The sequence below is a fragment of the Kribbella turkmenica genome, from assembly GCF_004348725.1.
Classification (GTDB): domain Bacteria; phylum Actinomycetota; class Actinomycetes; order Propionibacteriales; family Kribbellaceae; genus Kribbella; species Kribbella turkmenica.
This window is the reverse complement of record NZ_SMKR01000012.1, coordinates 12,919-32,280: the sequence shown is the minus strand read 5'-3', so window position 1 is coordinate 32,280 and position 19,362 is coordinate 12,919. Positions and strand designations below refer to the sequence as shown.

Sequence of the window (19,362 nt, the reverse complement as noted above, 5' to 3'; positions counted from 1 at the left end):
CGCCTCGAGCGACCCACGATGAACCTGCCAGGCACAGCGAGAAACTCAAGGGAGATGACCATGCGGGTCTTCGTCGCAGGAGGAACAGGGGTTGTAGGCCGGCCCGTCGTCGAGGCGCTGGTCGACCGCGGCCACCAGGTCACCGTCAGCACCCGTCGCCATCAGGGCGTTTCCCTCGTGGAGGGACTCGGGGCACGGCCGGTCTTGATGAACGGTCTCGACGAGATCGAGGTCGGCCAAGTGATCGTCGAGGCCCAGCCGCAGGTGATCGTCAACCTGATGACTGCGCTCTCGGTGCCGTCTCGTGACTACGGTGCCTGGCTGGCTGTGACCAACCGGCTGCGGCGCGAGGGCACGAAGGCACTGATGAAGGCGGCCCGTGAGGCCGGCAGTCTGAGGGTCGTCGCGCAGAGCGCCAGCTTCATGATCCAGCCCGGCTCAGGTACGACGGACGAGTCGGCGCCGCCGTACCTGGACGGTCCGGGGCCGATCGGAGAGCACGTCAAGGCCAACATCGCGGCCGAGAACCTGGTGCTGGACACTCCGGGCATCGAAGGCGTGGTTCTTCGGTACGGATTCCTGTACGGCGAGGGCACTGCGATCGGTCCTGGTGGAGACATCGTCACGGCGGTCACGGCGGGCGAGATGCCGATCGTCGGCGACGGCGCCGGGCAGTACCCGTTCGTTCATGTCCGTGACGCGGCATCGGTCACCGTGGCAGCCGTAGACCGCGGTGGCCCGGGCATCTACAACGTCGTGGACGACGAACCTGCTCCCCAATCCGATTGGCTGCCGTACTTGGCCCAGCTCCTGGATGCCCCGCGGCCGCGCCGGATCTCGGAGGAGGAGGCCGAGGAGCAGATCGGCGTCCAGGCCGTGTACTACGGCAATCACCTCCCGGCGGCCAGCAACGCCAAGGCGAAGGCGGAGCTGGGCTTCGCCCCGGACTATCCGTCATGGCGGGACGGATTCCGAAAGCTCTTCGGCTGAGCCAGCCGGCCAAACAGAAGGATGATCCGGAGGAAGCAATGACAACCATGACAGTGGCGCGACAGTACGTCGACGGAGAACTTGTGGACTCTGCGAACGAGAACAAGTCCGTCAGTCCGGCTGACGGCTCGGTTCTCGGCACCTACGCGGATGCCGATGCCCAGCAGGGAATCCAGGCCATCACCGCGGCGCGGCGAGCCTTCGAGCAGACCGACTGGGCAAGGGACCGCCGTTTGCGCCATCGCGTCCTCACCGAGCTGGCCGATGCGGTCGAGCGCCACTCGGACGAACTCGTCCTGCTGCTTGCCCGCGAGAACGGCAAGATCTTGAAGGATGCCGCTTTCGAGGTCGGTCTCGCAGCTCCGAAGTTCCACTACTACGCCGCACTGGCACTGAGCCAGGGCGGACGCGCCTCGGAGGTCTCACCAGGTCTGCACATGAGTTCTGTGCCCGAGCCGATCGGCGTCGCTGGGATCATCACCCCGTGGAACTCGCCGGTGATCCTGTTGGTGCGCTCACTTGCGCCAGCCCTCGCGGCAGGCTGCACCGTGGTCAGCAAGATGCCTGCACAGACCGGAATGGTGAACGGCCTGTTCCATCGACTCCTCGGCGAAATCCCGAGCCTGCCCGCCGGCGTCCTGTCATCGCTCACCGAGTCTGGCAGCGACTTGGCGCGCCTGCTTGTCTCATCGCCTGATGTCGATGTCCTCAGCTACACCGGCAGCACGAAGGTCGGCCGCCAGATCATGGCCAACGCCGCTCCGCGGCTCAAGCGACTGGCGCTCGAACTGGGTGGCAAGACGCCGATGATCGTCTTCGACGACGCCGACCTGGACACGGCGGTGCCCGTTCTCACTGCCGCGATCACGACGTTCACCGGTCAGTTCTGCATGACGGGCAGCCGCATCCTCGTCCAGCGGCGCATCGCGGCCGAGCTACGTGACCGCATGGTCGAGTCGCTGTCCGCCATCCGGGTCGGCCCGGGCGATGATCCGCAGAGCCAGATGGGACCGATGATCGACGCGGCGAACGCTCAGCGTGTCGACGAGCTCGTCGAGGAGGCTGGCAAGAAGGGCACTGTGCTGGTCCGTGGCGGTCTTCGTGAGGCGGGCAGTGCGCACTACCATCCGTCCCTGGTTGCCGTCGACGATCCGAACCTCGACATCGTGCAGCATGAGGTCTTCGGACCGGTGGCAACGTTCGAGACCTTCGAGTCCGAGGATGACGCGGTCCGGCTGGCCAACTGCACCGAGTACGGTCTTGCCGCCTCGGTGTGGACCCGGGACGTTGACCGGCCGCGCCGGATCGGTCGCCGGCTTCGCGCGGGCACGGTGTGGACGAACACCTGGGCCGTCGTGGTAGACGAGTACGAGGAGGGCGGCTTCAACCAGAGCGGAATCGGCCGGCTCAACGGTATCCGCGCGCTCGAGGAGTTCCAGGAGTTCAAGACCTACGCCCAGTACACCGGCTGATCCTGCGCCCTGTCTGGACTCTGAGCTCCGCCGAATGTTCCCGCGTCTCCGCCGGCCGGCGAGACCGATGCTCCGTCGGCCGGCGTGACCCACGGGCTGACTACCACCGCACGACCAACCGAATCCGAGGCCCACAGGAGATGCCATGCGTACCGATGAGTCCGTCCCCGACGTCATCCGACGCCTTGTCGGCGAGGAACACAGCCTGCGCGGGAACCCCGCCGAGCGCACCCGCGATCAGGCGGCGCAGCTCCAACGACTGCGGGCGGTCGAGGTCGAGCTCGACCAGTGCTGGGACCTGCTCCGGCAGCGGCGCGCACTGCGCACGGCCGGAGGTGACCCCGACGTAGCTGCGGTCCGTCCCGCCAACCAGGTGGAGCGCTACCTCCAATGACCGCCCGCAGAACCCTTGGTCGAAGCCGGCGCAGACCGGGCGGCGAGCGATCAGGGTGTTTTCGTCGAGGCTTCCGCCGGCTCCGGTAGGGACTGACGTAAGTCTCTGCGGGTTTGGACGCCGAGCTTGGTGTAAACCTTGCGCAGATGCCATTCCACCGTCCGGGCGCTGAGGAAGAGTGCGTCGCCGATTTCGGAGTTGGTCAGACCTTCTACCGCGAGCCGGGCGATGTGCGTCTCCTGCGCGGTGAGATTCCGGGTCGATTCGACCGTTCGTCGGCGAACAGTCTCGCCTGTCGCGGCGAGTTCTTGGCGTGCACGCTCGGCGAATCCGCCGAGACCCATCGTGCTGAACGTCTCGAACGCAAGGCGCAACTGAGTGCGTGCGTCCCCGCGACGGTTCTCACGTCGCAGCCATTCGCCGTACCGGAGCTGAGCTCGGGCGCGCTCGACTTGGAGCGTCGTACGCGCCAGCCTCTCGGCTTCTTCTCGATAGCAGTCTTCCGCCGCGCGGCCCGAGCACAGTAGAGCTTTCCGGCCGGCCTCGACTCCTAATGCCGCGTCGGTGCTGCTGGCCTGGGTGAAGGACGAGAGCTGTTCGAATGCCACCGTAGCTTCCGCGGTGTTCTCGCTGTGCACGCCCGCCTCGACGACTTCGGCGAGAGCCCACTTCGGTGGCCCGAGTTCGAGTGGTGAGTCGGCGGCCAGCCGGGCAGCGGTCAACGCTTCCGCGTGGCGGCCCAGGCCGCTGAACATGACAGCCTGGAACCAGCCGATCATGTTCAGGCCCACCCCTTCACCGCGCGCTGTGACATCGTCGAGCAGTTTGCGGAAGCGCGGTTCCGCCCGTCCTGCGTCGCCGCGGATGGCGCTGAGGCAGACCTCGCCGTACGGCATCATCGTGTTCTGCCCTCCGGTCACCTCGGCGACCCAGGCGCATTCGGCGACCAAGGCCTCCGCCTCGGCCAAGTCGCCGCTGTACAGGTCGTAGATGATGCGGCTGTTGAGGGCGACCGGCAGCACGCTCAAGGCACCGATCTCGCGAATTGCAGCCAGGTGTCTTCGGGTGAGGACGTCCCAGTTGTCGTCGTCGAAGAGATCACACGCCGCGCAGGCCGCGAGCCAGGCGAAGCGCACGGACTCGTCCATGGTGAGTTCGTCGGAACCGAACGCGCGCACGGTATCGAGCAGTCCGGGAGCCGCCGCCGCGTAGCCCTCGGTGTAGAGCACCCCGATCCCTTGCAGCATCACATCGGACTTGCCGGCCGCTGCCGGAAGTTGAATCTCGCGGATGGCTTCGGCGACTTGCCGCATGCCGATGCCGGATCCGGATGCGAGCCGGCCGGCGAACATGGCCGCGGCGAAGGCGTCGAGGTATGTCTCCCGGGCGAGCTTCGGGTCGAGCGGCTCGAGTCGGGCAGCGGCAGCGAGGAGTAGCGGGAGCCCTTTGTTTCCGCCTTCCGAGTAATGGGAGATCTGCGCCTGCAGCAAGTCCACCCGCGCACTCTCTGTCTCGACGAGCGGCCCGGCCTGTGCCTCGGCGAGCAATGACAGAGCGTCGTCGAAAACACCCGCCGTCATCTTTGCTTGCGCGGCTGCCAGCGATCGCTGCGCTCGGTGATCGGGTTCAGGTGTGAGCGTCGCGGCAGCTTCGAGGAATGATGCCGCCGCCATAAGTCCACCGCGTCCGAGGGCACGGTCGGCTGACTGTACGAGTGCGGTCGCGACCGATTCGTCGGGACCGGCGGCTGCGCGGGAACGATGCCAGGCCTGCCGGTCCGGGTCCCCAACCGGATCAGTGACATCGGCGAGCGCCTGATGGACCGTACGCCGTTCCTCCGGAACAGCCGCACGGTAGACGGCCGACCGCACGAGTGGGTGCCTGAACTCGACTCTGTGACGCAGTTCGAGGAGGCCCGTCGATTCGGCCGCGGAGATCGCCTCGTCGCCGATCCCGAGTCGTTGTCCAGCGCGACGTACCAGGTCGACATCTCCCACTGGGTCGGCGGCCGAGAGGACCAGTAGTCGCCGGGCCTGGGCCGGTAGAGATTCCAGCTTCCGGAGAAACCCGTCCTCCAAGCGACCGGTCAGACTGGCGCTCGGGCTGTTCTCAACACTGTGCCCCCGGCCGGCGGAAACCAATTCGCGCGGGAGCTCGAGCAGGGCGAGCGGGTTGCCGTGCGACTCCGACACCAAGCGGTCCCGGACCTCGGCGTCGAGCCGACCGGCCAGCACCGAATCCAGCAGGCCGGCGGCATCGCGGTTGTTCAGTCCGGGCACCGGCAACTGAGGTAATGCGGTGAGTATCGGCTGTTCATCCGTCGTACGGAGACCGAATGCCATCGCAATGGGCTCCGCGCGAAGCCGCCGGGCGACGAACTCCAGTGTCTGCGCAGATGCCTGGTCGAGCCACTGCGCGTCGTCGATGACGCAGAGCAGCGGCTGCTCCTCGGCTGCAGAGCTCAGCAGGTTGAGCACGCCTAACCCGAGGATGAACCGATCGGGCGGAGGGCCTGACGCGAGGCCGAAAGTGGTGTCGAGTGCTGTCCGCTGCGGAAGCGGCAACCGATCCAGCCGGTCGAGAAAGGGAATACACAACTGGTGCAAGCTCGCGAAGGCGAGCTCCATCTCCGACTCGACACCGGCGGCCCGGCTCACGCCGTACCCGTCGGCGTTGTCCAGCAGGTACTGCAACAGGGCCGTCTTGCCGATCCCGGCATCGCCAGTAAGAACGATGACCTGGCTTTGTCCGTTTCGAGCGGCACTGAGCAGTGAGATCAACGATTCGCACTCGGACCGACGTCCACGGAGGCCCGGCCATCCTGAGCTGACAGTCATGACCACCCCATCGTCCTGATCCGTGGCAGAGAGGCCTCGGCATGGGGCGACGTCGGAGCCTGGCGCAGGTCTCACTTTGGCACTGACTCCGGCTGCGGGCAACGCTTCTCAGCCGGAAGCCCGACTGTTCTGATCAACCTCGTTCGGTGGAGCCCCGGCCTCACCGACTGCCTGACCGAGGTCGAGTTCGGCGCCTGTCGGCGTCTGCAGGCCGCGTGCGAGCAGGTCGCGCATCCGTGCGACGTTCACCGGCCGCCACGCTGTCTGGAGGAACGCGGTCATTCCGGGCCCGAACTCCTCGTCGGCGGGCAGCGACGCGAGGTCCAGCAGTGCCTTGGCGCCGGCGATCGCGGTCGTGTCGAAGTCGGCGATACGGCGTGCGAATCGATCGACGAAGTCGTCGAGGTCGCTGTCGGGGACGACCCGGTTGACGTAGCCGTATCGCTCGGCGAGCGCAGCCGGGAAGTCATCGGCACCGAGGACGATCTCGGCCGCCCGCGACCGGCCGACCAATCGAGCCAGACGGGCCATCGCCCCACCGCCCGGCACAGCTCCCATGCCGAGCTCCACCTGACCGAGTACGGCGTTGTGCCCCGCGAACCGGATGTCGGTTGCCAGCAAGAACTCGCTGCCGGCGCCACGGGCCCGGCCCCGGACGGCCGCGATGGTGACCGCGGAGACCTTGCTCAACCGGACCAGGTTGTCCACATACGGGTGCAGGCCGGTCGGGCCTGGCCGCATCGTAGCGACCCGGGCACGGTCGGCGGTGATGTCCCAATGCGCCATGAAGAAGTCGGGGTTCAGGCTGTTGAAGACCACGACAGCGAGCGCGGGAGCCTTCTCGATCCGGGCGACGAGGTCGCTGAGCTGCTCGATCGTGTCGGGGTCGATCAGGTTCACCGGTCCGTTGCCGAACGACGCTCTCCAATAGGCGTCCGAGACCTCGGTGACGTGGAACTGTTGAGCGTTCATCGAAGTTCTCCGATCACCAGACCCGCCTGGGGCCGACGACTCGACCATCACTCACCGTGCACGTGATCGCGCCAGTACTAGGCACTGGCCGATGCACTGGTGCTTCGGCCAGGTTTAGCCTGAACGGGTGTGCGCCGATCGATGCCCTTCCGGGAGATCTGGGCGTCGCCCGCCACGGAATCCGCCGCGAGCGTGAGAACGAGGTGTCTGGAGGAGGTCGTGTCGGGGAGAACCAACCGTCCACGGCCGTACCTGCGGGGCCGGCGCGACGAGTGTGAGGTGCTGGACCGCCTTGTCGCCTCCGCGCGTTTGGGCGGCCATGGTGTTGTCGTCCTGCGCGGTGCGCCCGGCATCGGCAAGAGCGCTCTGCTCGAGTACGTCGAGGCAGCGGCAGCGGACTGTCGCATCTTGCACGTTGCCGGCGTGGAATCGCAGATGGAACTCGCATTCGCGGGCTTGCAGGAGCTGTGCGAGCCGTTGTTGCACATGCTCGATCGACTTCCGGGGCCGCAGGCGGACGCTCTCGCAACAGCGTTCGGCTTGCGCGAGGGCACTCCACCGAACCAGTTTCTGGTCGGTCTCGCCACCTCGACCTTGCTGTCCGAAGGCGCCAAGGACGGCCCGGTGGTGTGCGTCGTCGATGACGCACAGTGGCTTGATCAAGCCTCCGTGCGAACGCTCGCCTTCGTGGCTCGCCGGCTGACGGCACAGTCCATCGCCCACTCCGTCGCTTTGGTCGTCGCGGTCAGGCCGGGCGAGAGGGCCAAGACATGGGCGGGTCTCCCCGGCCTGTCACTGCATGGTCTGGCCATGCCAGATGCTCGGGAGATGCTCGAATCGGCCGTGAGCGGTCACCTCGACGAGCGCGTGCGAGACCGCATCCTGGCCGAGTCGCACGGGAATCCGCTGGCATTGCTGGAGCTGCCGCGATGGTTCACCGCGGCTGAGCTCAGCTTCGGTCCGGCGCCTGGCGCCACGGTGGGGAAGAGAACCCTGACAGGCCGGATGGAGGAGGGGTTTCGCCATGAGGTCGAGCTGCTGCCGCACGACTCGCGCCTTCTGCTGCTCACCGCGGCCGCAGAGCCGCTCGGCGATGTTCGCCTGCTGTGGCGTGCGGCCCAGCGGCTCGGCATCGGCGTCGATGCCGCCCGCTCGGCCGAAGAAGCTGGGCTGATCGAACTCCGCCAGACTGTTCGGTTCCGGCATCCTCTGGTGCGTTCGGTTGCGTACCGCTCGGCCACCGTAGTGGAGCGTCAGGCGGCACACCGGGCGCTGGCCGAGGCCACCGACCGGCAGGCGGACCCTGATCGGCAGGCCTGGCATCGCGCATCCGCGGCTACGGGTCCGGACGAGGCCGTCGCGGCGCAGCTCGAACACTCCGCGGATCGTGCACTGGCACAAGGGGGACTGGCCGCTGCCGCCGCGTTCCTTGAGCGGGCGGCCGTGCTGACGCCCAACGCCGCAGACCGCGTCCAGCGTCGACTGAATGCGGCACAAGCCATGATGCAGGCCGGATCTCTCGAGGCTGCTGCGCAACTGCTCGCGGTGACCGAGCACGGACCGCTCGACGAGCTTCAGCGTGCCCGCGTCGACGTTCTACGCGCTCAGATCGGACTGGCGGCCAATCAGGGTCGAGAAGCTCTCCCGTTGCTGGTGGGTGCTGCTCGCCGGTTGGAGCCGCTCGATGTCGAGTTGGCCCTGGAGAGTTATGTCGACGCGTTCACCGCGGCCTGGTTCGCCGGACACCTCGCCACCGATCCGGGCGCGATGGCCGTTGCCCTGATGGTGCGCGACGTACCGAAACCGTCGCAGCCACGGCGTGGGGATGACCTGCTGCGTGCACTGGCAGTGCTTTTCGACGAGGGCTACCAAACGGCGGCTCCGATGCTCCGAGCCGCAGTCCAGGCGTTTGACAGCGACGACATCCCCGTCCAGGAAGCGGTCCGGTTTCTCTGGCTGGCGACGGTGGTCGCGATCGACCTGAGGGACGGCAAGGCCTGGGACCAGCTGGCCCGTCGGCATCTGCGCATCGCTCGGGCTTCGGGTGCGGTGAGCGCACTGCCGCTGGCGCTCAATTCGCGTGTCTTCGTGGATTTGTTCTCCGGCGACCTGCCCGCCGCGGCGGCCCTGGTGCACGAGGCGGAGGCCGCGACCGAGCTCGCACAGATCAGGATGACGCCGTACGGAGCTATCGGCCTCGCCGCTTTCGAGGGGCGTGACGATCACACGACGCGGTTTCTCGCGTCGGAGCGGCGTGACGCCGCCGCGCGTGGTGAAGGGCTCAGCGTCTCCCTGACTCATTGGGCGAACGCATTGCTGAGCAATAGTCATGGCCGGTATCCGGCAGCTCTCGAATCCGCACGCGCGGCCGCCGCCCACCCTGAGGAGATGGTGGTCAGGTCCTGGAGTCTTGTCGAGCTCGTGGAAGCAGCATCTCGTACCGGTCACTCTGCCGCGGCCGCGGATGCCGCCGAGCAGCTGGCCGAGACAGCTCGGGCGAGCGGCACGGACTGGGCCGCGGGCGTCGCGGCGCGTTCGCAGGCGCAACTCGACGGTCCCCGCGCCGAGGAGCTTTACCGTGAAGCGGTCGACCGCCTTGAGCGCACGAACCTGCGCGTCGAGTCGGCTCGGGCCCGGTTGCTGTACGGCGAGTGGCTCCGACGTGCCGGTCGCCGACTGGAAGCACGTGAACAACTCCGATCGTCGTACGACGCGATGGCAGCGATGGGCCTGGAGGCGTTCGCTGGCCGAGCACGCCGCGAGCTCAACGCCACCGGCGAGACAGTCCGTAGACAGACGGTCGACACGCAGCACGAGCTCACGGCGCAGGAACTGCACATCGCCCGGCTCGCGGCGAGCGGCCTCACCAATGCCGAGATCGCCTCGGAGCTCTTCATCAGCCCACGCACCGTCGAGTGGCACATCCGCAAGGTCTTCACGAAGTTGCGCCTCACCGCGCGCCGGCAATTGGGCGACGCGCTGCGAGGGATCAACGCGGAGCCCTGATGCGGCGAAGAGTGCGCCGAGCGGGTACCGCGATGGTCAGGTCGGCAACTCGGTGCCGGCCTGCTCGGCGACCATGTAGGTGGCGTACCAGTCCGGCCAGGTCGCGTCCTTCTCGCCGGTGCGCTGCTCGTGCTCGCCGTGGGCGCGCGCAGCGCGGAGCAGCGCGTCTCGGAGGTCGCCGACCAGCTGTACGACGTGCCCGCGAGGTCGACGCGACCGGGAAGCCGGGCGGTGACCTCCTGCAGCAGCCAGATGTTGCCGTCGGGATCAGTGAACGAGGCGCGCGAGCGGTACGTACGACGCTCGGGGTCCGGTCCGCTCGATGGTCCGTGAGGGCCAGTGTGGAAGATCTCGTCGACGTCGACACCGGCGGCAGTGATGGCGTTCCGGGCGGCCACGATGTCTGAGACGACGAGGTACGCCTTCGCCGAGCCGGGCGTGGCCATGCTGGGGGCCGAGTCGAGCTGTACGGAGCACCACGAGCCAGGTGGCGTGAACTGAACGACACCGGAAGGCGTGACGTCCAAGCGCCATCCCAAGCGCTGGTAGAACTCCTTCGCTATGCGACGTCGGATACCGAAATGACGATCACCTCGACGTGCTTTTCGACCACGACGGCTGGGTGAGCGGCGTCGGGCCTTCCCCAGTGCCGCGATGACCTGGGGCCAGCTGATGACAAGCCTCAAGCAGTACGTCGAAACCGGCCGCGGTACGCCGCTGTACCGGAAGGACTGAACCACCGTCGCCGAAGTTGGGGCTGACTCGCTCGACGGATCAGCTGGTTGCCGAGGGTATCAGGCGGGATGCTCTCAGGATGCGCGGTTCAACCCGACCGCCCTCGAGAGTGCGGGCCGGTAACCAAGCCTGCGGGTTCGGCCTTTGCGCCGGCCCAGGTCTCGGACCAGTGGCTTACTTGGTCAGCACCGCCCTGTGCCCGGACCAGAAGCCGCCGTTCCCGCCGGCGAGCCCCTCGTACGGCGGGACGGTGTAGAGCCGGATTCGGTTGTCCAGGAAATCGGAGATCGCCAGCAGGCCGCCGTCGTCGCTGACGTCGAGCCCGGTGGTCTGGTTGCCGGCCACGATGGCGTCGAGCGGCCGTCCGGTCCTTGCGTCCAGTACGACCACGGAGCCCCATTCGGGGCCAGGGATGTAGTAGCTCTTCGGATTGTTTCGGCCGCGGCAGGATACGTACAACACTCTGCCGTCCGGGCTGAGGTCGATGGTGTTGGGGTGATCGTCGACTCTCGCCAGCCGCCGTACCTTGGCGGACGCCAGGTCGACGACGTAGACGGACGCGGTGCCCATGTCGCTGGCGTAGAGCCGTCGGCCGTCGCCGACCAGGTGCCGCATCGCGCCACCCGTGCGGAGCAGGAGTTTCTGCTTGCCGCTGCGAAGGTCGATCCTCGCGAGTTCGCCGTTGTCGTAGCCGGCGACGTAGAGGCTTCGCCCGTCGGGCGACGGGTAGAGGCCGCGCGGAGTGTGCACGGTCGGGATGACTTTCTGCACCCGCCACGACGGTAGGTCGATCACCGACACGTCGTGGCTGATCCAGTTCGCGGCGTAGAGCGTCCGTTCGTCCGGCGACAGCGACAGCACTTTCGTCCAGGCGCCCTTGACATCCACGCTGCGCCGTACTCGCCGGGTGGCGACGTCGACCTGCCAGACGGTGTGTGTCTCCATCTGCGACACGTATGCGGTGGTGCCATCGCGGGTGAAGATCACCTCGACTGCGCCGCCGTGCCGGCCGAGCCGGATGCCTGCCAACTTGGCACCCGATACCGCGTTGTGCACGGCGACGCCGTCGCCGCCGAGCAGCGTCACCCAGAGTTCCTTGCCGTCGGGGGTGAATGCGACCTGCTTGGGAGCTCGCCCGGTGGCGTAGCGGTTGACGGAGCGGACCAATTGACCGGACGGGTCCTTGAACCGGGTGCTGGGTGGGACCGTCGGAGTCGGCGACGGTCGGGTGGCGGTCGGCGTCGGCGTACTCGCGGATACCGGCGCGGGGGAGGTCGGGGAACCGCTGCTGGGAGCCGTGGACCCCGGCGCCGATGCTGCGGGCGCGGCGGGACCCGAGCATCCGGCCGCGGTCAGTACCGCGGCTGTGCAGAGCACTGCGGGAATCGCACTCAGCCCGCGCATTGAGCCAGCATAGTGTGCGCTTCGGTGCCGTTCCTCAATCGCGGCCGCTGTACATCTACTGCGGCACCGAGAACGTCCGGCTGTGGCTTCTTGACCTTGAGTGCGCACCGCCCTGGATGAGATCCACCGGACACCCGAGCGCAGCGCGCGCCGTCGCCAGACCGGCCATGGTTTGCTCGCGACCGCCCTGCGCTCTACGGGCAGTGCAGCAGGGTGGGGCGGACTGGCCGGGTTCGACCGGCGAGGCGTTGCCGGGGGCAGGTGAGGTGTCTAGGGTGAGCCGCACGAGCGAAGACTTCTCCTCGAAAGGTGCCCGCCATGCGCCGACTGGTTTCCGCGTTCCTTGTGTTCGGGCTAGCCCTCGCCTCCACGGCCACTGCGGCAGCCGACCCGCAGACGATCCCGAACGGCCCCTGGGTTCAGGACTCTCAGCAGGTGCGGCTCGAGCGCCTGCACTCGTACGACGAGATGGTGAAGGCGCTCCGGCAAATCCAGCGCCAGTCCAAGGGCCGGGTCTCGCTGGAGACCGTCGGCCGGTCGAACGAAGGCCGCGATCTCTACCTGGCGAAGGTGGGCACCGGTCCGACGAAGGTCCTCTACATCACCCAGCAGCACGGCAACGAGCCGCTCGGCACCGAGGCCGCGCTGCAATTGCTGCAGCGGCTCGGCAACGGCGGCGCCGGCTGGGACGCGATTCTTCGCAAGGTCACCCTGCTGGTCATTCCGAAGGTGAACCCGGACGGCTCCGAGCGGTTCCAGCGGCAGAACCATGACCCGGACTGTTCCGGTGCGTTCTGTACGCCGGGCGTCGGCTTCGACGTCAACCGGTGGCACGATCCCGCCGTGGCACCCGAGGACAACCCGGTGCCCGAGGCAGCCGCAGTGCAGCGGGTCGCCATTCGGTACCAGCCGGCGATGGTCGTCGACTACCACCATCAGGGCTCCTACCGCAGCGACGACGGTGACCTGATCACCACGTCGATCTTCTGGCCGAACCACCCCGACGCGCCGGCCCCGGCGGTCGCGCTGTCGCGGCAGATGTGCCTGGCCATCTTCGACACGCTGATGCATTACGGCTTCGCGGAGGTCAGCCAGTACCCGGGCACGCTGCCCCGCGGGATCGCGCGCAACTCTTACGGTATTCGCGGTGCCGGCAGTGTCCTGGTCGAGATGCGCGGCGATATCGGGCAGAAGAGTTCCGGGATGCTGGTCCGGACGGCGTACGCGACGATGGGGGCGCTCCTGGAGTCCGTCGCCGAGGGCACGGTCTTCACGCTGGATCCGGCCCGCGCAGACGAGATCCCGCTGCGTGGCGACTTCGTGGACGACCCGCACGAGGAATAGAACCACCAGCCGGGTCCCGTCGAACACCTCAAACGCGAGACCGACGACTGACTTCGGATCTTTGTGCCGCTTCGAGTTGGGTGTGTCCGTGGCGGCTGCCCTGCCAGGCCTGCTGCCAAGTGTCCGAGGGGGGACTTGAACCCCCACGCCCCGCGAAGGGCACTAGCACCTCAAGCTAGCGCGTCTGCCTATTCCGCCACCCGGACGAGTGGTCTGACCGCTCCGGGTGGGCCGGAGTGGTGCTGACCGGAGAACAGTAGCAAACACCAAGGGTGGAATTCACATCGGGCCGAGAGGACCCTTCGGCGGTGATGCCTCACGGTTCTCTGAGCAGCCGAGCGGCCTGGCGCGCTCGTCGTAGCGGCTCGGGGGTCCGGTGCCCGGCGAGGGATCGGGTGGCGACGGCTACCGCCGAGGCCAGGTCGGTGCGCCAGCCCGGGTGGACTACGAGCGGGTGGGTGCCCTGCTTGGTGCGCAGCCAGGTCGCGACCTGGTCTGGTCCGATGAACAGCGGCGAGGCCGCGCCCAGTACGTCGGCCGGCCAGTCGCCGGAGGCGGTCAGCGGGCGGTGAGTCACGCCGACCGTAGGCAGCTCCAGTACGGCGCCCAACTGCAACGCCAGCCCGGCTCGGCGCGGATGATCCCGCCCGGTCCCGTCCAGCAGAAGTACGTCGGGTTGCGGTGCGAGCCGGCGTACGACGTCCGCTAGGAGCGGGCCGAGACGGAGAGCGAGCAGACCGGGTACGTACGGAGCCGAGGCCTGACCGGGAACCAGGCACCGTCCGACGACTCCGCCTCGATCCATCACGACCGCGGCGGCCCAGGCCCGGTCACCCGCCGACCCCTTCCCGGACAGGCCGCGGGGAAAGCAGATCCACGCTCCGCCGACCAGGTACTGGCCTTCGGGTGTCCATTGTGGCGGTCTCGCCCGGGCAAGGTTTCGCTGGGACGAGACCAGATGGGCCTCAGTGGCCGGCCAATTCACGGCGGAACCAGTCGCGGGCCAGTACGGCGACCTGCTCGAGCGTGCCGGGTTCGGAGAAGAGATGGGTGGCGCCGGCGACGACCTGGAGCTCGTTGACGCATCGCAGCTCGTCCTGGGCGGCGCGGTTGACCTCGAGTACGTCGGCATCGAGCGCGCCGACGATCAGCAGTGTCGGCGCGGTGACTGCTGCCAGCCGCGGACCGGCCAGGTCGACGCGGCCGCCGCGCGAGACCACCGCGCCGACGCCGACGCCGACACCGGCGCCCTCGCCCGCGGTCCACAGCGCGGCGGCTCCGCCAGTGCTGGCGCCGAAGTACCCGACCGGCAGTTCGCCATGCCGATCAGCCGCCCACCGATGAGCAGCGTCCAGCCGGCCGGCCAGGAAGGGGATGTCGAAGACGTTGCGCCGATCGGCTGCCTCCTCCGCCGTCAGCAGGTCGAAGAGCAACGTGGCGAGCCGAGCCTCGTTGAGGACGTGCGCGACGTACTGGTTCCGGGGACTGTGCCGGCTGCTGTCACTGCCGTGGGCGAAGATCACCAGACCGTTCGCCGACGCCGGCACGACCAGGTCTCCGGGCAGTTCCAGGCCGGTCGACTCGAGCGTCACTCGCTCGGTCATCAGACCGGTGCCGAGCCGTCTGCCGAGCCGGCGGGATGCTCGACCAGAGCGATCACGCGGGCCGAGAGGAAGCGGGCGGTACGGATCGGCGTGCCGGACCGGGTGACCTCGACGACCTCGGTCAGGTTCCGGGTGGAGTTGATCTCGACCCGGCGGCCGGCCTTGGTCGCGGTGATCTCGTACGTCGACACGCCGCTGCCGGTGTCGACGACGATCTCTACCCGGTCGCCTCTCATACCTTTCAGATACCCGGCTGTGCGGGATGTCATTCGAGCGGGGGAGGATAGGCGGCATGACTACTCCGACGCCCAGCGAGCGTACGTCGTACACCCCCGACGCCGAGGTGGTGGAGCTCTGCAGCGAGCTGATCCGGATCGACACCACGAACTACGGCAACGGCAAGAGCAACGGAGAGCGGGTGGCCGCGGAGTACGTCGCGGCCAAGCTGGACGAGGTCGGGATCGAGTCCACGATCTACGAGTCGGAGCCGGGCCGGGCGACGCTGGTGGCTCACTGGGAGGGCGAGGACCAGTCGGCCGACCCGTTGCTCGTCCACGGGCACCTGGACGTCGTACCGGCGGACGCGAAGGACTGGAAGGTGGATCCGTTCGCCGGGGACATCTTCGACGGGTGCGTGTGGGGCCGGGGCGCGGTCGACATGAAGGACTTCGACGCGATGGTGCTGTCGGTGGTCCGGGCGCGGCAGCGGGCCGGGGTGAAGCCGCGGCGGCCGGTCCGGCTGGTGTTCACCGCTGACGAGGAGGCCGGCGGGGTGTACGGCGCGCAGTGGCTGATCAACAACCATCCGGACACCGTCGCGGACTGCACCGAGGGGATCGGCGAGGTCGGCGGGTTCTCGGTCACGGTGCAGGACGACCTGCGGCTGTACCTGATCGAGACCGCCGAGAAGGGGATGAGCTGGATGCGGCTCAAGGCCCGGGGTACGGCGGGCCACGGATCGATGGTGAACCACGACAACGCGGTCACCAACCTGGTCGAGGCGGTCACCCGGATCGGCGGGCACGAGTGGCCGCTGCGGCTCACGTCGACGGTCCGGGAGTTCCTGAAGACGCTGGAGGACGTGCTCGGGGTGGAGCTCGACCCGGAGGACATGACCGCCACGCTGGCGAAGCTGGGCTCGTTCAGCCGGATGTTCGGTGCCACCATCCGGAACACGGCCAATCCGACCATGCTGAACGCCGGGTACAAGGTGAATGTGATCCCGGGGGACGCCGAGGCGCACGTCGACGGCCGGTTCCTGCCGGGGTACGAGGACGAGTTCTTCGCGACCGTCGACGAGCTGATCGGCGACAAGGTGCAGCGCGAGACCGTGGTCGAGGACATCGCGCTCGAGACCGAGTTCAGCGGTGGCCTGGTCGAGGCGATGAAGGCGTGCCTGGCCGCCGAGGACCCGCAGAGCCGGACCGCGCCGCTGCTGATGTCGGGCGGTACGGACGCGAAGTCGTGGAGCCGGCTCGGCATCCGCTGCTTCGGCTTCGTCCCGCTGCAGCTGCCGCCGGACCTGGACTTCATGGGCATGTTCCACGGCATCGACGAGCGCGTGCCGACGGCGTCCCTGGAGTTCGGCTCCCGGGTCCTGGACCGCTTCCTGGACGAGGCGTAGGTTCAGCGCTTCAGCCGCGGCGGCCGGTGCGTGACCTCCTCGATGTCCTGGGCCGCCGCGAGCACCAGCCGGTGCGACAGCTCCGACAGCGCCCGGGCGGCCGCGAGCTCGTCGCCGATCTGCGGTACTTCGACATCGTGCGGGTGCCGGTACGCCGTACCGCGGCCGGCCAGCTGTTCTCCGTCGGTTCGCAACCTGGCCTCGGCGTGCGTCGTCCGTTCGCCCTCGACCTCGTCGATCGTGATGTCCACCGTCCACTGCCGTACTGTCATCGGACTCACCCCCACCGACCAGCGTCGTCCCGCCGGGGCCCGGCTCACAAGAGGTTGAGAGTGGTCCGGAGGTTCGGTAGGTGCCGGATCAGCGGCTTCGGCGGGGTCGGCGTGGTGACGAGGGAGAGCGTGAGGCGGTAGCGGAACGGCGCGGGCACCAGCCGCTCGCCCGGACGGAGCTCCGTGGCGAGCGCGCTGCGCGGCACCAGGGCCAGTTGCGTACGGCGGCGCGCCATGCCGACCGTGGTTCCCAGTGTCACGCCCCGGCGCGGGACGGCACCGAGTGCGACCAGGCGGGCGTGGATGTCCTCGGCGCCACGGTCGTAGGTGGAGAACGGGATCGGGCGGTCCTTCAGCGGTTGTCTGCCGCGGCCCGGTGGTGCCGCGCCGGGCGGGACGAACAGGACGAGCTCGTCCCGGCCGACCCGGCGGGCGACGGTCCCACGAGGCAGCGTCATCTGGTCGGCGATGGCGATGAACGCGGCGTCCGTGGTGCCCTCGGCGATCCGCTCGACCAGGAAGTGGCCGTGGTCCACCTGCTGCTGGATTTCCAGGTCGGGCAGGGCCGCGTCGAGGACCGGGAACAGGATCGGGGCCATGCTGGCGAAGGTGCCGATCACGAGCCGGTGGCCGGCGGCGGCCGCGCGGGTGGCGTCGTACACCTCCTCGAGGTGGCCGAGGATGTGGTCGGCCCGGCGGCCGAGCTCGGCGCCGGCGGGGGTCGGACGGGCGCCGCGGGTGTCGCGCTCGAACAACCTGGTGCCGCACATTCGCTCCAGCCGGGCCAGTCGCTGGGACGCGGACGGTTGCGAGATGCGCAGCTCGCGGGCGGCGGTGCCGACCGAGCCGGTGCGGGCGATCGCCTGCACCAGCCGGAGGTCCTCGACCGCTGGTAATGAGGCCATAGCTTCAGCCTATGGCAAGCACCGAAGACTCGCCGGCTACCCGGACGATCTGATATCCCCAAGAATCGCGGGCATGAGAGCGAGGAGCGAGGCGTTCGCGCTGCTGGCCGGTGGGGCCTCGGCGGACCTTGCGTTCCGGATCGCGCAGGTCGCGTTGCCGCTCGTGATCCTCCACGAGACCGGATCGGTGGCGGCGACCGGGCTGGTCGGCGGTGCGTCCGGCGTACCGGTGTTGCTGTCGCCGTGGTGGGCCAGGAAGGCGCGGCAGTGGGTGGATTCGGGTTCACGGCTTGCGGTCGTTGCCGTAGTGCAAGCCTTGGCTCTTGCGACTGTGCCGGCCGCGGCGATGCTGGGACTGCTCACACCCGAACTGTTGGTTGTCAGCGGGCTGCTGCTCGGGTGCAGCGAGGCACTGGCGACACCCGGCCGGTCCGCACTGCTGGCTGACACCGGAGACCGGTGGGGCGAGGGGAAGGCCGTCGTACTGCTCACCTGGCAGGACGGCCTGCGCAGGATCGGCATGATGATCGGACCGGTCGTCGGAGCGTTCGCGGTGTCGACAGGGCTGACGAACGGCCTCCTGTGGGTCGAGGCGGTCGCCGTCGCGGCCGCAGGGCTCCTGGCGTGCACAGTGAGAGCGGAGCGGGCTCCGGCGGACACGCCGACGCCCTCGATCCGGGCCAGCCTCAGACACCGGCCGGACGTACTCCACGGCTGGATCGTCCGGGGGACCGGGTGTGCGACCTGGTTCGCCTTCACGCTCGGCCTGTCGGTGATCGGTGCACAACGCGGCGAGCCCGGCGTGTACCTGGCAGCCGGGATGACCGGGTACGGCGTAGGATCGGTGATCGGCACGGCCGTCTCACTGGCCGTCGTACGGCGGTTGCCACCCGTGCTCCTGGCCGGGATGGCGTGGGCGTTCGTGGGTCTCTGCTGGACCGGGATGGGGCTGTGGGCGCATCCGCCGGTCATCGCGCTGATGGGCGCGCTCTCGGGAATCAGCGTGGCCCTCGGGATCGCCGCCATCTCGGTCCTGATCACCAGGACCTCGCACGGCCCGGAGCGGCGCGCGTTGCTCTCCGGCCAGACGGTGGTCGTCAACGCCGGCAGCTCCGCCGGGATGCTGGCCGGCGGGCCGATCATCGCCGCGGCCGGCGCCGAGGTCACGCTGGTCGGCGCGGGGCTGCTGACCACCCTGGTCGCGCTGATCATCCTGGTGAAGGCAGGACCGTCGCGGTGCGGGACTGCGGGGCGAGATCGTCAGCACCACCCTGACCGAGCGGCCTGAGTGCCTGGAGCGGCTGTACGACTTCGCCGACGCGTGGCCGGAGTTCATGCACGACGACCCGATCGGCAACGCCTTCATGGGTCTGCTGCCGGACGCGTTACCGGACCAGTGCGTGGTCGCGACCGAGGACGGCGAACTCGTCGCCCACGGCCGCAGCATCCCGTTCGTTCCCGGACGAGCACCGTCTCGAGCTGTTGTCCGGCGGCTGGGACCGGGGTTCTGCAGCGCGGCTTCGCTGACCTCCGCCACGGCCGGACGCCGAACGTCTCCAGCGCGCTCGAGATCCTGATCCGACCGTCGCACCTCGGCCGCGGACTGTCCCACCGGATGCTCGCTACGTTGCGCGCCGCCGTGAAGGCCAACGGCCACAGCATCCTTGTTCGCGCCGGTCCGCCCGAACGGCAAGACGGACGCCGCCCTCCCGATGACGGATTACATCAAGGAGGTCAGGGAGAATGTCCCGGCCGACCCGTGGTTGCGCGTCACCGTCAAAGCCGGCGGCAAGATCGTCCAGG

At 68.6% G+C, this 19,362-nt stretch carries 15 protein-coding genes and 1 tRNA gene; 7 read left to right on the top strand and 9 right to left on the bottom strand.

Annotation, left to right across the window (positions count from 1 at the left end; all coding sequences use genetic code 11):
* Positions 1-60 precede the first annotated feature (60 nt).
* The 3 genes from E1218_RS04630 (at position 61) to E1218_RS04620 (ending at position 2,856) form a co-directional block, all read left to right on the top strand.
* Entirely contained in the window at positions 61-990 is a 930-nt protein-coding gene (locus E1218_RS04630) for an NAD-dependent epimerase/dehydratase family protein (protein WP_165949116.1), read from the top strand.
* Complete coding sequence (locus E1218_RS04625; RefSeq protein WP_202865780.1) at positions 957-2,462, top strand: aldehyde dehydrogenase family protein; 1,506 nt, start codon at positions 957-959, stop codon at positions 2,460-2,462. Before E1218_RS04630 ends, E1218_RS04625 begins: the two co-directional genes overlap by 34 nt.
* A gap of 145 nt (positions 2,463-2,607) precedes the next feature.
* Positions 2,608-2,856 carry a DUF2630 family protein gene (locus E1218_RS04620; protein ID WP_132316575.1) on the top strand — a complete coding sequence of 83 codons (249 nt, stop codon included), beginning with the start codon at positions 2,608-2,610 and terminating at the stop codon, positions 2,854-2,856.
* Between the two features lie 50 nt (positions 2,857-2,906).
* On the opposite strand, the gene E1218_RS04615 is transcribed toward E1218_RS04620, so the two are convergent.
* Complete coding sequence (locus tag E1218_RS04615) at positions 2,907-5,693, bottom strand: helix-turn-helix transcriptional regulator (RefSeq protein ID WP_132316635.1); 2,787 nt, start codon at positions 5,691-5,693, stop codon at positions 2,907-2,909.
* 108 nt (positions 5,694-5,801) lie between these two features.
* Positions 5,802-6,665 (bottom strand): enoyl-CoA hydratase/isomerase family protein, encoded by an 864-nt coding sequence (locus E1218_RS04610; protein ID WP_132316573.1) that lies wholly within the window; start codon positions 6,663-6,665, stop codon positions 5,802-5,804.
* A gap of 141 nt (positions 6,666-6,806) precedes the next feature.
* Here E1218_RS04610 and E1218_RS04605 point away from each other — a divergent pair, with 141 nt between their 5' ends.
* On the top strand, positions 6,807-9,671 hold the full coding sequence (locus tag E1218_RS04605) for a helix-turn-helix transcriptional regulator (RefSeq protein ID WP_132316633.1): 2,865 nt from the start codon (positions 6,807-6,809) through the stop codon (positions 9,669-9,671).
* A gap of 909 nt (positions 9,672-10,580) precedes the next feature.
* Here E1218_RS04605 and E1218_RS04595 read toward each other — a convergent pair.
* Positions 10,581-11,810: a YncE family protein gene (locus E1218_RS04595; RefSeq protein WP_132316571.1), complete on the bottom strand. Its 1,230-nt coding sequence runs from the start codon at positions 11,808-11,810 to the stop codon at positions 10,581-10,583.
* Between the two features lie 318 nt (positions 11,811-12,128).
* Here E1218_RS04595 and E1218_RS04590 point away from each other — a divergent pair, with 318 nt between their 5' ends.
* Entirely contained in the window at positions 12,129-13,154 is a 1,026-nt protein-coding gene (locus tag E1218_RS04590) for a M14 family zinc carboxypeptidase (protein WP_132316569.1), read from the top strand.
* A 120-nt stretch (positions 13,155-13,274) separates the two neighbouring features.
* Here the strand turns inward: E1218_RS04590 and E1218_RS04585 are convergent.
* From E1218_RS04585 to E1218_RS04570, 4 genes are all read right to left on the bottom strand, one after another.
* Positions 13,275-13,360 (bottom strand) — tRNA-Leu (locus tag E1218_RS04585).
* 110 nt (positions 13,361-13,470) lie between these two features.
* Positions 13,471-14,139 (bottom strand): endonuclease V, encoded by a 669-nt coding sequence (locus E1218_RS04580; RefSeq protein WP_132316567.1) that lies wholly within the window; start codon positions 14,137-14,139, stop codon positions 13,471-13,473.
* Entirely contained in the window at positions 14,120-14,758 is a 639-nt protein-coding gene (locus E1218_RS04575; protein WP_202865777.1) for a dienelactone hydrolase family protein, read from the bottom strand. Before E1218_RS04575 ends, E1218_RS04580 begins: the two co-directional genes overlap by 20 nt.
* Positions 14,758-14,994 carry a hypothetical protein gene (locus tag E1218_RS04570; RefSeq protein ID WP_132316565.1) on the bottom strand — a complete coding sequence of 79 codons (237 nt, stop codon included), beginning with the start codon at positions 14,992-14,994 and terminating at the stop codon, positions 14,758-14,760. Before E1218_RS04570 ends, E1218_RS04575 begins: the two co-directional genes overlap by 1 nt.
* 56 nt (positions 14,995-15,050) lie before the next feature.
* Here E1218_RS04570 and E1218_RS04565 point away from each other — a divergent pair, with 56 nt between their 5' ends.
* Complete coding sequence (locus E1218_RS04565; protein ID WP_132316563.1) at positions 15,051-16,382, top strand: M20/M25/M40 family metallo-hydrolase; 1,332 nt, start codon at positions 15,051-15,053, stop codon at positions 16,380-16,382.
* A 2-nt stretch (positions 16,383-16,384) separates the two neighbouring features.
* Here the strand turns inward: E1218_RS04565 and E1218_RS04560 are convergent, their stop codons facing one another.
* On the bottom strand, positions 16,385-16,654 hold the full coding sequence (locus E1218_RS04560) for a DUF1876 domain-containing protein (RefSeq protein ID WP_132316561.1): 270 nt from the start codon (positions 16,652-16,654) through the stop codon (positions 16,385-16,387).
* Positions 16,655-16,698: 44 nt separating this feature from the next.
* Positions 16,699-17,559, bottom strand: coding sequence for a LysR family transcriptional regulator (locus tag E1218_RS04555; RefSeq protein WP_132316559.1), 861 nt, complete (start codon positions 17,557-17,559; stop codon positions 16,699-16,701).
* 73 nt (positions 17,560-17,632) lie between these two features.
* Between E1218_RS04555 and E1218_RS04550 the strand changes: the two genes are divergently transcribed.
* Positions 17,633-18,847 carry an MFS transporter gene (locus E1218_RS04550; RefSeq protein ID WP_233712001.1) on the top strand — a complete coding sequence of 405 codons (1,215 nt, stop codon included), beginning with the start codon at positions 17,633-17,635 and terminating at the stop codon, positions 18,845-18,847.
* Positions 18,848-19,362: the final 515 nt, after the last annotated feature.

Coding starts and splice junctions, on each gene's coding strand:
- E1218_RS04610 (WP_132316573.1), bottom strand. CDS start 6,665: ATGAACGCTCAACAGTTCCACGTCACCGAGGTCTCGGACGCCTATTGG.
- E1218_RS04570 (WP_132316565.1), bottom strand. CDS start 14,994: ATGAGAGGCGACCGGGTAGAGATCGTCGTCGACACCGGCAGCGGCGTG.
- E1218_RS04575 (WP_202865777.1), bottom strand. CDS start 14,758: ATGACCGAGCGAGTGACGCTCGAGTCGACCGGCCTGGAACTGCCCGGA.
- E1218_RS04565 (WP_132316563.1), top strand. CDS start 15,051: ATGACTACTCCGACGCCCAGCGAGCGTACGTCGTACACCCCCGACGCC.
- E1218_RS04630 (WP_165949116.1), top strand. CDS start 61: ATGCGGGTCTTCGTCGCAGGAGGAACAGGGGTTGTAGGCCGGCCCGTC.
- E1218_RS04555 (WP_132316559.1), bottom strand. CDS start 17,559: ATGGCCTCATTACCAGCGGTCGAGGACCTCCGGCTGGTGCAGGCGATC.
- E1218_RS04620 (WP_132316575.1), top strand. CDS start 2,608: ATGCGTACCGATGAGTCCGTCCCCGACGTCATCCGACGCCTTGTCGGC.
- E1218_RS04615 (WP_132316635.1), bottom strand. CDS start 5,693: ATGACTGTCAGCTCAGGATGGCCGGGCCTCCGTGGACGTCGGTCCGAG.
- E1218_RS04550 (WP_233712001.1), top strand. CDS start 17,633: ATGAGAGCGAGGAGCGAGGCGTTCGCGCTGCTGGCCGGTGGGGCCTCG.
- E1218_RS04595 (WP_132316571.1), bottom strand. CDS start 11,810: ATGCGCGGGCTGAGTGCGATTCCCGCAGTGCTCTGCACAGCCGCGGTA.
- E1218_RS04625 (WP_202865780.1), top strand. CDS start 957: ATGGCGGGACGGATTCCGAAAGCTCTTCGGCTGAGCCAGCCGGCCAAA.
- E1218_RS04560 (WP_132316561.1), bottom strand. CDS start 16,654: ATGACAGTACGGCAGTGGACGGTGGACATCACGATCGACGAGGTCGAG.
- E1218_RS04605 (WP_132316633.1), top strand. CDS start 6,807: ATGCCCTTCCGGGAGATCTGGGCGTCGCCCGCCACGGAATCCGCCGCG.
- E1218_RS04590 (WP_132316569.1), top strand. CDS start 12,129: ATGCGCCGACTGGTTTCCGCGTTCCTTGTGTTCGGGCTAGCCCTCGCC.